This is a genomic window from Cohnella rhizosphaerae (assembly GCF_029525575.1).
GTDB lineage: Bacteria > Bacillota > Bacilli > Paenibacillales > Paenibacillaceae > Cohnella > Cohnella rhizosphaerae.
In genome coordinates this window covers 95812-111983 of record NZ_JAPDIA010000007.1, presented here as the reverse complement: position 1 = coordinate 111983, position 16172 = coordinate 95812, and the positions used below count along the sequence as shown (strand labels likewise).

Below are 16172 nucleotides of genomic sequence, written 5' to 3'. Positions count from 1 at the left end.
GAAGATCGCATATTTGCGACTTTCTCTATCGACAATGACGAAGATGGCGTGCGCTCTTCGCTTATCCTTGAACTATTGAAAACGTCTTCACTATTAGGCGAATCCTTCTACAACCCTTTATATTTCAGGATCTATCTCCGTTTCAAAGTTTTCTCCTAACACGTATCCTTGTCTCGCTCTCTGAAGCTTGTTTTAACTGCGGCTCACGTTTCCCTATCTATATTTTTACATTAATTTATGATTTATCCTTCTCCAAGGACAAAGAGACAGATTTATAATTTAGAATGATATTACGATACGAAAAATGCTACATGCAGGCATCGAGAGGGGGGAGGAAGCAGGAAAAGAGGCGAAAAAAGCGGAAAAATGACGATATTCGAGCGAGCGCTTGATATAGGCAAGGCGGGTAGCAGGGTGGCGAATGCCCAAAAATCGATAGGGTGGACATATGGATTGCTGGCGCTGGCGGGTCAATGGCGGGTCAGGCGTATTCGATAAAACGCAGGACAGTTCTAGCTGAGTCGGGAGGATCGGCGCCGATGCGGAATGAAGTGGCGTACGGGCGCGTCACGATGAACGAACGATCGCACGAGGCGTTCAAGGGGTGCACTTGCATCGCACGGAGAAGAGGAAGAGGCCGGTGCCGGCGTGTCGCAGTACGCGCAGCTAGACGAAAAAAATAACCGGCTCCCTCCGTCCGCATAAGGGGGGAAGAAGGGGGCCGGTCGACGAGGGAGCTTAGCGAGGCGGTGGGGAAGGTAGCGGCGATTAAGGTCTAACCAATGCCTTCGTCATATCGTTTTGAGATTGCTGCATTTGCTGCAGCATTTGTTGGATTTGCTGGATCATCTGCTGGATCTGCTCCTGAATGATCCGCTGCTGCTCTTCCTGCGCCTGCGCCTGCGTCTGTTTCTCGGATGCATCCCCGTTCTGCTTTTTCGAGTCACCCTGCGTCTGCTGCAGCGGCGCGAACTGGTCTGCTTGCGATTTCAGCGTGCCCGCGTCCTGAACAAGCTTCTGGACCTGCGCCTGCTGCTGCTGGGCAGCGTTCAGCGCATTCTGCGCCAGCGAATTGTCCTTCCATAGCGAATTGCTGGTCGAATTGCCGAGGGCATCGTTGACCGCCTTATAGGCATCGTTGCTCATCATCAGACCGATCCCGCCCACCACACCCGCTACGAACAGTCCCGCTGCCTTCAATACCGTCTTTTTGTTCATTATCGTTAACCCTCCCGTAGGCATTTCTATGACTTCATCATACGTGATATGCGGGAACAATTCTGTAATGCAAACCACATTATGGAAAAGTTTCGGGCGCGCTCGTCCCGAAGCGCTACGAAGGATTCCTCGCCGATTCGATATTCGCCTTGCAATCCGATAAAATAAACGAAGCACATCATTCGGAAACGAGGTCACGATAGTGGGAAGCGGAAAAAAACAGTCTGTTGCATTAAAAAAGGTGCTGCGCGCGTTAGCGGTCATTATCGGCGCCTTCATTACGGCCTATGGTCTGGAAGCGGTGCTGATTCCGAACAACGTATCGGACGGCGGCGTGACAGGTCTCAGCATCGTCGGGTCGGAGCTGATCGATCTGCCGCTGGGCCTGTTGATCGCGGTGCTGAATATCCCGTTTATTTTTCTCGGGTACAAGCAGATCGGTAAAAGCTTCGCCATCAACTCGGTGCTGGGCATCGCTTCGCTGGCCATCGGCACGATAACGATGCATCACATCAAGCCCATTCTGGATGGCGATACGCTGCTGGTCACCGTCGTCGGCGGCATCATCATCGGCTTTGGCATGGGTCTGGCCCTGCGCAACGGCGGTGCCCTGGACGGAATCGACATGCTGGCGGTGCTGCTGTCCCGCAAGCTGCCTTTTGGCACAAGCGATCTCATCCTGTTCCTGAACGCGTTCGTCTTTATCGTCGTCTCGACCGTATTCGGCCTGCAGGGGGCCATCATGTCGGGCATCGCCTACTACATCGCCTCCAAGGTCATCCACATCGTCGAAGAAGGCTTAAGCGGCGCCAAGACGTTCAAGATCATCTCCAAGTATCCCGAGACCATGGTCGAGACGATCCGCGACCGGCTAGGGCGCGGCGCCACCTACAACGTCGTGGAGGGCGGCTACTCGAACGAACAGTTTAAAGAGATCACCTGCGTCATCAACCGGCTGGAAGAGAGCAAAATGAAAGAAATCATCTACGAAATCGACCCGAGCGCATTCGTCATGGTGTACGACGTAGCCGAGGTCAAAGGCGGCAGCTTCAAGAAGCACGATATCCACTAAGCAAGACCTGGCGTACTGGGGAAGTAGCCGCCGTAGGACGAATGTGGTTCCGTCCAGGAACACTTGGGCGTGCGGGGCGGGGCGCGGATTAAATGTGGTCCTATCCAGGATTACTCGGGCGCACGGGGCGGGGCGCGGATTAAATGTGGTCCTACTCAGGATCAATTGAGCGCACGGGGCGTCACGCCTGCTAAAGGTGTTTCTACTTAGGATCACTTGGGCATTCTCGTCAGGCCCCTATCGATAAGTGGTCCTATCCAGGATCAATTGGGCGCACGGGGCGGGTTGCGGATTAAGTGTGGTCCTACTCAGGATTACTCGGGCGCACGGGGCGGGTTGCGGATTAAGTGTGGTCCTATTCAGGATTACTCGGGCGTACGGGGCGGGGCGCGGATTAAATGTGGTCCTATCCAGGATTACTTGGGCGCACGGGGCGGGGCGCGGATTAAATGTGGTCCTATCCAGGATTACTTGGGCGTGCGGGGCGGGGCGCGGATTAAATGCGGTCCTATCCAGGATCAACTGGGCCATGCTCGTCGGGCCCCTTCCGAGAAGTGTTCCTACCCAGGAACGCTCGGGCTTACGGGGCGCCTCATTGGCTAAAGGTGTTTCGATTCAGGCAGATCTATTTGCGAAAATGAGCGAAGGCCTGTGAACTGCAGTTCCGGAATCGGAATGCGCAGCTTCACAGGCCTCGTTCATTTCATCTATGGTGCGGATGAGTCGGGGATTTACGTGCTGGCGCCGGTCGTGCCGGAGGTGCTGCCGCTCGTGGATTCGGTCGTGCCGCTTCCGTTCGCGCTGTTACTGCCGCCAGTCGAGCCGTTCGTGCCTGTACCGGTAGTGCCTGTGCCCGTCGTGCCGTCCGTACCCGGTCGCCCCATGCCCCGGCCGCCGCCGAAGCCGCCGCGTCCCCCGCCCATGCCGCCCATCTCGCCGCCGCCGGTCGTGATGCCCGACTCGTTGACGTAGGTCGTCTTGTCGCCCATCTCGAATGTGACGACCTTGGTCGTGCCTGCCGTGCCGCCTCCGGTATAGAGGCCGTCCTTCGGCGTGCCGCCGGAGGTGCCGCCCGTCGAGATCGTGTAGCTCTCCCCGGATTTCAGATCCGGCGAGGAGTAGACAAGCGTCTGGAACGTCTTCGCCGGCGCGAAGGCCGCGACCGCGTTGCCCGCGCTGTCCGTCAGCGTGACCAGCGTGCCCGCATCAAGCGTGCTCGGGAAGGTCATGAGCAGCGACACCTGCTTCGAGTCCTCGGACGGGGCCTGCGCCATGCCCGCTGCGCCGGCCGCGATCAGCGTGCCGCCGGATTGCTCGAACGTGCCGTCGTAGTCGAGCGCGCCGTTGCCCGCATTGGTCGGGCCGTTGACGATGGCCGTGCCGCCCGTCATGACGATCGAGCCGTTGGAATCGAGGCCGTCGCCGCCCGCATCCACGTAGAGGTAGCCGCCCGAGATCGTGAGCAGCGCTTCGCCGGTGTCCGCAGAACCGTTCAAGCCGTCGTCGCTGGACGTCACGTGCGTCTCGCCGCCCGAGATCGCGATGCTCGCGCTCTCGATGCCTTCGTAGCTCTTGGCGATATCGACCGTGCCGCCCGAGATCGTCAGCGTCGTGTCGCCGTGAATGCCGTCGTCCCCGCTCTGCAGGTCGAACGTGCCGCCCAGGATGCCGATGTTCGCGTTGCTGTGAATCGCGTCGTCCGCCGCATCCACCTTAAACGTGCCGTCCGCGATGGCGATGTCGCCGCCCGCCTTCAGTCCCTTGGCGCTCGTCGATTCAGTCTCTGCCGCGGCCGTATCGGTCGTCTCGCCCGCGTCGTTCCCGCTCTTATCGGTCGACCCCGACCCTGTTCCTGATCCCGAATCCGAGCCCGACGCCTGCCCGCTCGACCCGGCGCCGTCCGATACCGCCGCGCCCGCAGCCTGGCCGCTCGATCCCGGCCCTTGGCCGTCCGTCGGCGGCGCCGGCGGCTGCTGCCCATCCGCCGGCATTTGTCCGCCGTTCGGCATCTGACCGTCCGCCGGCGGCTGCGGCATCTGGCCGTCCCCGCCCTGCCAGTCGCCTGGACCGCCGCCGCCGAATCCGCCGCCCATGCCGCCCGGCCCGTTATCCGCATGCGTCTTCGTCGATGCCGCCGCGCCGCCGCCCGTCACGATGTCGAACGTGCCGTCCGCCACCAGCAGCGCGGTCTCGGCCTGAATGCCGTCGTTCGCGGCCGTGATCTTGAACGAGCCGTCCGCGATCGCGACGAAACCCTTGTCCGCATCCTTGTCGTTGGTCGACTTGATGCCGTCGCCGCCCGCGTCGATCGTGATGTCGCCGGCCTGGACCGCGACGAGATCTTTGCCGATCAGACCGTCGTCAGCCGATTTGACCGCGATCGTGCCGCTTACGATTTTCAGATCGTCGTTAGACTTCACGGCATCGTTGAAATTACCGGTCACGGTCAGCTTGCCCGTACCGTTAAACGTCAGATCGTCCTTGCTGTAGATCGCGGCCGTCGGCGCTTCATCGGAAGTATCCGCGTAAGTCGTACCGTCGGTCACCGTGTTCTCCATACCCTCCGCGAGCGTGACGACGACTTTGTCCGCCGACTTCACGTAGATGGCCGAGCCGTTCTTGTTCGTAATGTCCGCGCCGTTCAGCACCAGGCGCACGACATCGCCGTCTCCCGCCTCCACGACGATCTGCCCGTCGTCCAGCGTCCCGCTCAGCACGTAAGTACCCGCCGCCGTAATCCTGACCGCGCCGCCCTGCGCCGTCGCGCCCGATCCGGTAACGGTCGCCGCGCCCCCGTCCAGCGAGATCGTCGTCGCGCCGTCGGCCGACCATGTCGCCGTCGTATCCGTCTCGTCGAACGTCACCTTGTCGTTCAGATTCACGCTTGCGAGCGTGATCGGCGTACCCGCGGACGCCGAAGCTGCCGAAGCTGCCGTCGCCGACTGAGCGGCGCTGACCGACGCGGCGCCGGCCGCATCCGACGACTTGGCGCTGCAGCCCGCCGCCAGCATGGCGGCGAGGAGCGCGATAGCGATTGCTTTTGCTTTATGCGAATGTTTCATACAATTCCCTCTTTTCGGTTAGAATGGTGCTGCTTCGGTTAGAATGATGCTGCGTATCGTCTTATGCCCTTGCTGCTCCTGCCGTCGACTCGCTTAATACTCCTGCACGACCGGATTCATCGTGAGCGTAATATCCAGATTGCCGTTGCGCGTCCGCACCGCGTCCAGCAGCTCTTTCTGACTCGTCTGCGGTCCGATATTCACCGCGTATACGAGCTCGTACAGACTGCCGAGTTCCGTCGTCCGCACCTTTTTCAGCTCGTAGCCGACGCCGAACTTGCGGAAGATCTCGTCGAACGCTTCCTCGTAGCCCAGATTTTCGGGAATCGTGACTTTCAGCAGCTTGGTCTGCGCCTTGTTCGCGCCGAAGTTGACGGCCTTGAGCACGAACATCAGGATGCACAGGCACACCGTGAACAGCGCCGCGTACCCGTAAGCGCCCACGCCGCAAGCCAGGCCCGCCGCCATCGAGAACAGCACGTAGGAGATGTCCTTCGAGTCGCCCGGCGCGCTTCGGAACCGGATGATCGAGAAGGCGCCCGCCAGGCTGAACGCCCGGGCGATGTTGCTGCCGATGAGGAGGATAATGATCGCGACGATCGTCGGCAGGACCATCATCGTGAGCGTGAAGCTCGGGGAGTAGGCGACTTGCGTTTTCATATAAGTAAGGCTGATGACGCCTCCCAGCAGGATCGCGATCCCGAAGGTGAGCAGCGCGTGCGTCAAGGTCAGCTCCGCGTCGGCGGCGACCGTCGTGAAGATCGATTCGATCATAGCAAAATTCTCTCCCTTTCCATTTGCGTCCGTTCCATTCGGTCCATCGTGTCCCCGTCGCTCCCGCCTGCCCTATACAGCTCCGGCACCTTGCCCGCGTACCGGATCGACTTCTTGTACTCGTTGCCGTACTTGCTGAAGCCCGTCCGGTACATCGACAGCTCCGACAGCAGCCTCGACAGCCATACCGGCACCGTCTTCTCCGCCTTCACTTCCATCAGCCACTGGCCCTTCTCCATCAGTTGCTCGCCATAGTCGCCGGCCTCCAGCGCCAGGTCGTGCCGCCGCGACCGGATGTTCGTATCGAACGTGATCCGCAGGTCCCGGCCGTCCTTCGCGAACATCGCGATCCGGTCGTACGCCAGATACGTCATCGGGACCAGCTCGTACCGCGACAGGAAGTACTCGATCTCCGCGATCACCTGCTTGTTCATCCCCTCGCGGAAGGCCGGCGGCCGTCCCGTCCGGACGAATTCGTACGCTTCGCCGAGCCTCAGCGACGTGCGGCGCTTGTTCACGAGGCCGAACACCTTCTTTTTCAGCTCCAGGTACACCTTCGCGTCCGGCTCCGGCACGCCGTAAGCCCGAATCCGCAGCTTTTCCCGATACTTGGGCTTCGAGAGACTCGTACGGATCAGCGAGTGCTGCGGGGTATCGTAGTAAAGGTTGCTGATCGAATAGAACTTGTCGTCCTGGTTGTACGCATCGAGATCCATGTATTCGGTCAGGCGGTTGTAGATGCCGTAGAAAGCCTTCGTGTCCATCAGGTATTTGTTTTCGTAGCGGTTGAAAACCTCGATCGCCATGTTCAGCGCCCCTTTCGTTTTCGGCGACTGTCTCGCCCTTCCATGACCCAAGCTTAGTGGGGGGAACCTTTAACGAATCTTAAATTGTTATCGCAGTGTAAAAACTTTTTGTCCGCCCCGCTGCAGTGGTACGATTAAGGTTGATTAAAGGTTCTCTCCCTACAATAAAGGGCAAGACGACAGGCAAAGGGGTACGGACAACCATGAGGATACTTATCGTAGAGGACGAGGTGCATCTGGCGGAGGCGCTCACGCAGATTCTGCGCAAGCATCGCTATTCGGTAGATACCGTTCACGACGGGCAATCGGGGCTGGACAACGCGCTGAGCGGCATCTACGACCTGCTGCTGCTGGATATCATGCTGCCGGAAATGGACGGAATCGAAGTGCTGCGGACGCTCCGCCAGCAAGGCGTGCAGACGCCCGTCATCCTGCTCACCGCCAAGGGCGAGACCGACGACAAGATCGCCGGGCTCGACTGCGGCGCGGACGATTATATCGCGAAGCCCTTCGTGACGGGCGAGCTGCTGGCGCGGATTCGGGCGGCGCTGCGGCGCAAGGGCGAGGCCGTCATCCCGGACGACGGGCTGCGGTTCGGCGACCTCGAGCTCAACCCCTCGACGCTCAAGCTGTCGTGCAAGGGCAAGGAGCTGAAGCTGATCCTGAAGGAAAGCGAGCTGCTGGAGCTGCTCATCTCGCGCAAGCAGGCGGTGACGAGCAAGGAGCAGATCATCGAGAAGCTGTGGGGCTTCGACTCGGACGCGGAGCACAACAACGTGGAGGTCTACATCTCCTTTTTTGCGAAAAAAACTGACCTTCCTGAACGCGTCGGCGCGCATAAGCACGATACGGGGCGTCGGGTACGTACTGGAGGCGGCGGACTGATGTTCAACCGGCTGCGCAATCGGTTTCTGCTCATGAACATGGTCATCATCACGATCATCATGCTCGTCGCCTTCGCTTCCATCTATGTCATCACGTATCAGAACACCAAGCGGGACATCGACATGGAGCTGCACCGCGTCGCGGACTTCTACCATAAAGGCGATCTCATGAACGGCGGCAAGCAGCGGCAGGGACAGGACGGCGGACGGCCGCCGCAGATGGACGACGGCGGCATGGGTCCGTTCGCGGAGCGCTCGGTCTCGTTCGGCCTGCGGACGGATGCGCAGTGGAGCCTGGTCTCCACGGATTCCCGGTACGACATGGACGACGCGTTTTATGCAGCGGCGCTGAAAAAAGCAGCGGCCAATCCCGTAGACAGCGGGCGCTTCACGCTGAGCGACACGCGCTGGGCTTACTGCGTATCGCCCGGTCCGTCGGGCTACACGATCGCCTATATGGACGTGACCGCCCAGCAGAAGATTCTCACGAATCTGGTGTACACCTTTTCGGCGGTCGCGCTCGTCATGCTCGCGGTCATCTATGCCACGAGCCGTTATTTCGCGGGACGCTCGATCGCGCCGGTGCGGGACGCCTTCGACAAGCAAAAGCGGTTTATCGCCGACGCCTCCCACGAGCTGAAGACGCCGCTCGCCGTCATCAACACCAACGCCGACGTGCTGCTCGCCAACGAGGGCGACACGATCGCCTCCCAGGCGAAGTGGCTGCATCATATCAAGTCGGAGACCGAGCGCATGAAAACGCTGACCAACGATCTGCTGTACCTGACCGAGATGGAGGATGCCCGCGCGCGGACGATCTTCGTGCCGTTCGACGTCAGCGACGCCGCGGAGGGCGTGCTCCTGACGATGGAGGCCGTCATTTTCGAACAGAATCTTGCGCTTTCGTACGACGTCGAGCCCGGCCTGACCGCCGTCGGCAGCGCCGAGCAGATCAAGCAGGTCGTCATGATCCTGCTGGACAACGCGGTCAAATACAACGAGCCTGGAGGCGAAATCTCGCTGACGCTGAAGAAGCAGCAGCATCAGCTCCAGCTCGCGGTCTCGAACACCGGCGCAGGCATTCCCGCGGAGCACCTGGACCGTATTTTCGACCGTTTCTACCGCGCCGACGCGTCCCGTTCGCGCAAGCAGGGCGGCTACGGCCTCGGCCTCGCCATCGCCAGGTCGATCGTCGAGCAGCATCGCGGGCGGATCGCGGCCAAGAGCGTGCCCGGCGGCCGGACGACGTTCACGGTGACGCTGCCGCTGGAAACAAAAAAATAAGCCTGCCGCTAGGAGATTCGCGGGGCTTTGTCGAATTTGCACGTTATGACACGAAAACCGTTATCCACTCGCCAATATATCGCCGTCGCCGCGCTCTTCTTCGCCGTCCTTTTGGGCATCCGATGGTCCTGGACGCATCTCTTTCCAGATCGAGCATCCCGTCATCGAGGACGGCGTGCTCGATCTGCGCGGCGTCGATCTGGAAGCCTCTCACCCGTTCGCGCTGGACGGCGAGTGGCAGTTCTATCCTTCCCGCCTCCTCACCGAGGAAGAAGCCCGGGCGGAGACGTTCGCGTCCCGCCCCGTTCAAGTGCCGGGAGACTGGCGGAACGCGCTTGACGCCCACGACGGAGCGCCCTCCTACGGCTATGGCACGTACAGGCTGCGCATCCTGACCGATCCGCTCCGGAAGCCGGTGACGGCTTGGCTCAACCGCGTCCAGTCCGCATCCGTCGTGTCGATGAACGGCTTTTCGGAAGGGACGATCGGCCGGGTGGGCGCAACCAAGGAGACCTACGAGCCTTCGAGCATCTCCTTCACGTCTACGTACGACGGAGACGGCGCGACGGAGATCGACCTGCTCGTGCAAGTGTCCAATTTCGATCAGCCCTTCCAGGGAGGCTTCACCCGTTCCGCGCTGTTCGGCGCGCAGTCGTCGATCGACTTCACCAGGTGGTACTCGATCGGCTTCCAGATGATCACCTTCGTCGTGCTGATGCTCCACGGCTTCTACGCCTTCATCCTGTACCTGCTCAACCGGCGCGACCGGACGTTCCTGCTCTTCAGTCTGCTCACGCTCGCCGCCGGATTGACCGTGGTCTCAGACCACGACAACCTGCTCCTGCTCTGGCTGCCGATCGACTTCGCGTGGGGACTCAAGATTCGGCTGCTCTCTTACATGTGGCTGTCGTATCTGATCCTCCAGCTCTACAAGCGATTCCTCCCGGATCCGCCCTGGAAAGCGGGCTTCCGGATCTTCGCTGCCGCGCTGTACGCCTATACGGCGTTCGTCCTGATCGCACCGGCCGCATGGGTTTACGCTTCGCGCCATTATTTCATATTTAGCTTTTTCTATCTGCTGCCGTTCGTCAGGCTCGCCTGGCTCATCGTCCGGATGTTCGTCCGCAAGCGCAGCGACGAAGGCTCCGTATTCCTGATGGTATCCGGCTCGGCCGTGCTGTCCAGCGTCGTGGGGGGCGTATTCAACGCGGAATTGGGCATCACGCCGATGTATTATCCGATCGATGTCGTCGTAGCGATTATCGGCTTCTCCGCGTACTGGTTCCAGGTGTACTTCCGCAACGCCAGGGAGAACGCGCAGCTCAACGAACGTCTGCGTGCCGCCGACAAGCTGAAGGACGAATTCCTCGCCAACACGTCGCACGAGCTGCGTACGCCGCTGCACGGCATCATGAACATTGCGGAAACGGTGGTGGCCCAGGAGCGCGGCCGTCTCAGCGAAGGCGCGTTAAAAGATATGGATCTGCTCGTCGGCGTCAGCCGGCGCATGTCGCATCTGCTGAACGACCTGCTCGACGTCGCCCGGCTGCAGGAAGGCGGCGTCAAGCTGCGGATGGCGCCGATGCGCGTCCAGTCGGTCGTGCCGGGCGTGCTGGACATGCTGGGCTTCCTCGCCGACAGCAAGACCGTCCGCTTGCGCTCGGACATCGCCGAGACGGTGCCGGCCGTTCTCGCGGACGAGCAGCGCGTCGTGCAGATTCTGTACAACCTGCTGCACAATGCGGTCAAGTTCACCGACGAAGGCGTCGTCTCCGTGGCCGCGGCGCTGCAAGACGGACGCGTCCGCGTCACCGTGTCCGACACCGGCAGCGGCATGGACGCGGACACGCAGGAACGCGTCTTCCGGCGCTACGAGCAGGGAGCCGGCAGTCATGGCGACGGCATCGGGCTTGGCCTCAACATCTCGAGGCAGCTCGTCGAGCTGCATGGCGGCACGCTGTCGGTGCGCTCCGCGCCGGGCGAGGGGGGCGGCGTTCAGCTTTGATCTGCCGGTCGCGGGGGCCGCTTTGGCGCCGGCGGATGCAGCGGATGCAGCGGATGCGGTGGATGCGGCGGAGCCGGCGGACAGGTCGGTCTTCGCCGCGGGAACGGCTTCTGCATCGTCAGCCGCCGCAGGAGCCGCCCGGCGCTGCGACGATGCGAAGGCGGGCGAGCGGGGAGAGTCGGGTGAGGGGGGTCGCGCTAGGAGCGGATGCAGCGCTGGGCAGGGATGCAGCGCCGGATGTTGGCGCGGCGTCGAGTTCCGATGCGATGCCGGGCAGGGATGCAGCGCCGGGCAGGGACGCCGATTCGATCGCGTCCAAAGCGTTCGCCGACGGCCGGCTCGGATCGGCGTCGGACGACGGTCCTGCGGAAGCCGCCGCCGCGCTGCTTGAGGCGCGGGAGCCGCGCGCGCGCATCCTCGCCGTCGACGACGACCCGGTAAACCTGACCGTGCTCGCCGGCATCCTCTCCAGCGAGCCGTACGACATCGCCTACGCCCGTTCGGCGCAAGAAGCGCTCGCGCTGCTTGGCGAACGCCGGTGGGATCTGCTCATCGCCGACGTGATGATGCCGCGCATGTCCGGCTACGAGCTGACGCGAACGGTCAGGACGCGCTACGATGCCTCCGAGCTGCCGATTTTGCTTCTTACCGCGCGCAGCCAGCCCGCCGATATCTATGCGGGATTTCAGGCAGGCGCGAGCGATTATTTAGCGAAGCCGGTCGATGCCCTCGAGCTGCGCTACCGCATTCGCGCGCTCGTCGCGCTCAAGCTGTCGGCCAGCGAGCGCCTTCGTCTGGAGGCCGCCTACCTGCAAGCGCAGATCCAGCCGCACTTCGTCGTCAATACGCTGAACTCGATCGTCGCGCTGGGCGAGACCGATCCCGACCGCATGCGGGAGCTGGGCCATGCCTTCGCCTCGTTTCTGCGCATGAGCTTCGACTCGCTTAATACCGAGGAGTTGGTCGTGCTCTCCCATGAAGTCGGACTGACCGAAACTTATCTGTTCATCGAGCGCGAGCGCTTCGGCGACAGACTGCGGGTCGTCTGGGAGACGGATCCCGGCCTGGAGCCGTACATCCCGCCGCTGTCGATCCAGCCGCTCGTCGAAAATGCGGTCAAGCACGGCGTGCTCCGGCAGAACGAAGGCGGAACGGTGCGCATCCGAATCTTGCGCGCCGACGGCCGAATCCGCATCGAGGTCGGCGACGACGGCGTCGGCATGAGCGCCGAGCAGGCAAGCCTGGCTTTGACCCAACCGGCCCTGGGTCCCCGCGGCGTCGGTCTGTACAACACGAACCGGCGACTCAAACGCTTGTACGGCGAGGGACTTCGTATCGTCAGCCACCCGGGGCAGGGCACGACCGTCTCGTTCGAAGTGCCGGAACGGACAGGGCACAGGTAACGAAGCGGACACTCCAGCGCTAGTGATTTTCTTGAGAATATGCGGTAGGATCGCACAACTGGGCCAAAAAAACTGTTGCCACAGAACTGCATGTTTTACCGCATAACCGCGCTCCTGAGAGACGTTTTCCCGCAATTACCAAATAGCTTCGCAAAGTGCGTGACATGGTAACTTTTTGCTGTGCTGCTGCGCCGCCGTCCCGATCTGGAACCATTGCCAAAGCATCTGCACAGCGCACCATCGATGCAAGAATGGCTGCAGCAGCCTTCCATGAATCTGTAGAGTAACTTTTTGCCCTTCCAGCACCATTTCAACCGGTTCGCGAGCCTGTAGAGTAACTTTTTGCCCTTCCAGCACCATTTCAACCGGTTCGCGAGCCTGTAGAGTAACTTTTTGCCCTTCCAGCACCATTTCGACCGGTTCGCGAGCCTGTAGAGTAACTTTTTGTCCTTCCAGCACCATTTCGACCGGTTCGCGAGCCTGTAGAGTAACTTTTTGCCCTTCCAGCACCATTTCGACCGGTTCGCGAGCCTGTAGAGTAACTTTTTGCCCCTACAGCACCATTTCAACCGGTTCGCGAGCCTGTAGAGTAACTTTTTGCCCCTCCAGCACCATTTCGACCGGTTCGCGAGCCTGTAGAGTAACTTTTTGCCTTTACAGCACCATTCCGAACGGTCCGCGAGCCTGCAGAGTAACTTTTTGCCTCTACAGCACCATTTCAACCGGTTCGCGAGCCTGTAGAGTAACTTTTTGCCCTTCCAGCACCATTTCGACCGGTTCGCGAGCCTGCAGAGTAACTTTTTGCCTCTACAGCACCATTTCAACCGGTTCGCGAGCCCGTAGAGTAACTTTTTGCCTTTACAGCACCATTCCGAACGGTCCGCGAGCCTGCAGAGTAACTTTTTGCCCTTCCATGCTTCGGCGCCTGCATCTTAAGCCGGAATCGCTATCAACGGACGCGCTTCAAGGGCTGATTCGACAGGCCAACTCTCGGGTGTGAGAGTAGCGAAACGGTCCCCCCACAGAATTGCACGGTTTCACAGCACGACGGCGCTTCCGGGCGACGGTCTGCTGCAGAATTAAGCTTCCGGACCTCAGCCGACCGGCGTCTCGTATACAACGAAAAAAAAGCCCGCGCCGTCAGGCACGAGCTTCCTTCTTTTCTATTCATCTAGTCCCGGCTCCGAATCTTCGCCAGCAGCCGGACGATCTCGAGATACAGCCACACCAGCGTCACGAGCAGGCCGAACGCGCCGTACCACTCCATGTACTTCGGCGCGCCTTGGCGGGCGCCGTTCTCGATGAAGTCGAAGTCCAGCACAAGATTGAGCGCCGCGATGATGACGATGAATACGGAAATGCCGATGCCGATCGGCGTGCTGTCGTGAAGGTACGGCACCGTCACGCCGAACATGCCGAGCACCCAGCTAAGCAGGTACACGAGCGCGATGCCCGCCGTCGCCGCGAACACGCCGAGCTTGAAGTTCTCGGTCGCCTTGATCAGCCGCGTCTTGTAGGCGAGCAGCAGCGCGACGAAGATGCCCATCGTCAGCAGCGCGGCCTGAAGCGTGATGCCGTCGTAGTAAGATTCGTAATTCGCCGATATCGCGCCAAGGAAGACGCCCTCCGCTACCGCGTAGACCGGCGCCAGATAAGGCGCCGTCTTCGGCGCGAAGCTGATGACGAGCGCCAGCACGAAGCCGAGGATCGCGCCGCCGATCGCGAACGGAATCACGTTGCCTCCGTCGAAGTAGTTGTTCCAGGCGACGAACGCGCCCGCCATGAGCAGGAGGAGCATGATAAACGCCTTGTTCACCGTGCCGTCGATCGTCATCGTATCCCGGCCGTAAGCCTGGCCTTGCCTTTCGAATGCCTTGTCGTTCAATGTTGGATTGCCGCTGCGCATCAAGTGCGATCCCTCCGCTTCGATTTGCGAAGATTATATCACGGCTCGCCCTAAGCCTGCCATTAAATTCCACCCACATTCCACGTGGAACATTCAAGCGCTCGCGCCCCCCGCTCCCGGCGAGCCGCACCGCGTCCCGACCGCCGTGCTTGGCCGCGTACAGCGCCAGATCCGCCTGCTTCAGCAGAAGCTTGAGTCTCGCCCCCGCATCCGCCGCATCTCCCCCCTGTTGCGTACTCCGTCCCGCCCGCCCCCCGGGCTCCGCCGACCGCCGACCCGTCCGTCGCGGCAACGCCGAAGCTCGCCGTCATCCGCAGCTCGCCGCCCGGCACGATCAGAGGCTGCGTCGCCAGCTCGCGCCGGATGCGGTGCGCCGCGGACTCCGCTCCCGCCGCATCCAGACCGGGCAGCGCGACGACGAACTCTTCGCCGCCGTACCGCGCGAGCAGGTCCTCCGTCCGCAGCGCGCGCCGGCAGAGATCCGCGATATGGAGCAGCGCCTGGTCGCCGACGTCATGCCCATACGTGTCGTTGATGCGCTTGAAATGGTCGATGTCGAACAGAATGACGGCCATCGGCTCGCGCGCGCGCTCCGCATCGCTCAGCATCGACGTACCCAGGCTCATGAAGCGCGCCCGGTTATATACGCCCGTCAGGCCGTCGTAATAAGCCATCTGCCGGAGCTGTTCCTGCAGCTGCACCCGCTGGGTGATGTCGATCAGCACGATGAGCTTGCCCGCCTCCAACTCGCCGCGGTTGCGCACGACCGACGTGCGCACCTGATAATGATACGAGCGGTCCTCGATCGTCCATGGGATCTCCTGGATATCGACGACGCCCGAATCCTTCGCGCCGCCTTCGCCCGCCGTATCGCGCAGCAGCAAGACGGCATCCGTGTGCTTGCGCCAGAGCCGGTCCAGCCGATGCCCGATGTCGGTCGCGACCAGCTCGGGAATGATCGCGGCGGCGGCCGCGTTGTAATCCACCAGCCGATCCTCCATGTCGAGCACGAGGACGCCGTCGCGCATGCTCTCGAACAGACTGTCCCGGGCGATCGGCACGACGTGGAACAGGCCCCTGGACGCCAGCGCCCACATATAAGCCGCGGACGTCACCGTCATGATGACGGGAATCGGGTCCACCCCGTCCGGGGTCGCGCCGCCGAGATAAAAGAAGTCGCCGACGAGCGGCAAGGTCAGGCCGAACAGCAGCGTGACGAGCTGGAAGCGGTACGTCTGCTTGCGCCGCCATTGGACGAGCAGCAGGATGACGCCGCCGATCATGCAGCCGAAGGTGTAAGCGCCCGCGATGAGATACCAGGGTCCGGCGACGAGATCCGCCTTGGGGGTGAGCGTGTCCGGGCGCAGCACGATATCCCGGTAATAAAGGTGATGCGCCTCGTTCGTCATGACGAGAAGGAGGGTGATCGCGGGCACGATGAAGAGTCCGATGCGCAGCGAGCGCTTCAAATACTTTTCCATGCCGAGGAAGTACATGACCAACAGCAAGTTAAGCGGCGGCAGGAACGGCATGCCCAGATACTGAATCTTGATCCAGAGGACGATCTCCTCGAGAGAGCCCGCGGCCAGCTCCAGCGCGGACCCGAATGTATAAATAGCCGACATGAGGCTGAAGGCGACGAACGTCTTCACCATGGAGACCTTCGAGCGGCCGGACAGCGCGTAAATGCCCATGAGCACGTTGATAACGCCGGCCGTGATGATTAAAGTTAGTATGGCGGAATAGGGCGTTCCCATA

At 61.3% G+C, this 16172-nt stretch carries 11 protein-coding genes and 1 pseudogene; 5 read left to right on the top strand and 7 right to left on the bottom strand.

Annotated features, from left to right (window positions below):
* Positions 1–768 precede the first annotated feature (768 nt).
* Positions 769–1218, bottom strand: a complete 450-nt coding sequence (locus tag OMP40_RS18300; protein WP_277533561.1) for a hypothetical protein — start codon at positions 1216–1218, stop codon at positions 769–771.
* A gap of 202 nt (positions 1219–1420) precedes the next feature.
* Here OMP40_RS18300 and OMP40_RS18295 point away from each other — a divergent pair, with 202 nt between their 5' ends.
* Positions 1421–2290: a YitT family protein gene (locus OMP40_RS18295; protein ID WP_277533559.1), complete on the top strand. Its 870-nt coding sequence runs from the start codon at positions 1421–1423 to the stop codon at positions 2288–2290.
* Positions 2291–3021: 731 nt separating this feature from the next.
* Here OMP40_RS18295 and OMP40_RS18290 read toward each other — a convergent pair.
* The 3 genes from OMP40_RS18290 to OMP40_RS18280 form a co-directional block, all read right to left on the bottom strand.
* The gene (locus OMP40_RS18290; RefSeq protein WP_277533558.1) at positions 3022–5352 is read right to left on the bottom strand and encodes a carbohydrate-binding domain-containing protein; all 2331 of its coding nucleotides are present in this window, start codon (positions 5350–5352) and stop codon (positions 3022–3024) included.
* Positions 5353–5445: 93 nt separating this feature from the next.
* Positions 5446–6126 carry a DUF4956 domain-containing protein gene (locus OMP40_RS18285; protein ID WP_277533557.1) on the bottom strand — a complete coding sequence of 227 codons (681 nt, stop codon included), beginning with the start codon at positions 6124–6126 and terminating at the stop codon, positions 5446–5448.
* Positions 6123–6932 (bottom strand): polyphosphate polymerase domain-containing protein, encoded by an 810-nt coding sequence (locus OMP40_RS18280; protein WP_277533556.1) that lies wholly within the window; start codon positions 6930–6932, stop codon positions 6123–6125. Before OMP40_RS18280 ends, OMP40_RS18285 begins: the two co-directional genes overlap by 4 nt.
* A 203-nt stretch (positions 6933–7135) precedes the next feature.
* Here OMP40_RS18280 and OMP40_RS18275 point away from each other — a divergent pair.
* The 4 genes and pseudogenes from OMP40_RS18275 (at position 7136) to OMP40_RS18260 (ending at position 12508) form a co-directional block, all read left to right on the top strand.
* Positions 7136–7817: pseudogene (locus OMP40_RS18275) on the top strand (response regulator transcription factor).
* On the top strand, positions 7817–9100 hold the full coding sequence (locus OMP40_RS18270; protein WP_277533553.1) for a sensor histidine kinase: 1284 nt from the start codon (positions 7817–7819) through the stop codon (positions 9098–9100). The pseudogene OMP40_RS18275 and the gene OMP40_RS18270 overlap by 1 nt, the downstream one beginning before the upstream one ends.
* Positions 9101–9275: 175 nt before the next feature.
* Positions 9276–11105: a sensor histidine kinase gene (locus tag OMP40_RS18265; protein WP_277533552.1), complete on the top strand. Its 1830-nt coding sequence runs from the start codon at positions 9276–9278 to the stop codon at positions 11103–11105.
* Positions 11106–11149: 44 nt separating this feature from the next.
* The gene (locus tag OMP40_RS18260; protein WP_338131177.1) at positions 11150–12508 is read left to right on the top strand and encodes a response regulator; all 1359 of its coding nucleotides are present in this window, start codon (positions 11150–11152) and stop codon (positions 12506–12508) included.
* A 135-nt stretch (positions 12509–12643) separates the two neighbouring features.
* On the opposite strand, the gene OMP40_RS18255 is transcribed toward OMP40_RS18260, so the two are convergent.
* From OMP40_RS18255 to OMP40_RS18245, 3 genes are all read right to left on the bottom strand, one after another.
* A complete protein-coding gene (locus OMP40_RS18255) occupies positions 12644–13021 on the bottom strand; it encodes a hypothetical protein (RefSeq protein ID WP_277533550.1) in 378 nt (125 codons plus the stop codon).
* A 658-nt stretch (positions 13022–13679) separates the two neighbouring features.
* Positions 13680–14414, bottom strand: coding sequence for a Bax inhibitor-1/YccA family protein (locus OMP40_RS18250; RefSeq protein ID WP_277534880.1), 735 nt, complete (start codon positions 14412–14414; stop codon positions 13680–13682).
* A gap of 62 nt (positions 14415–14476) precedes the next feature.
* The gene (locus OMP40_RS18245; RefSeq protein ID WP_277533548.1) at positions 14477–16171 is read right to left on the bottom strand and encodes a histidine kinase N-terminal 7TM domain-containing diguanylate cyclase; all 1695 of its coding nucleotides are present in this window, start codon (positions 16169–16171) and stop codon (positions 14477–14479) included.
* Between the last annotated feature and the right edge of the window lies 1 nt (position 16172).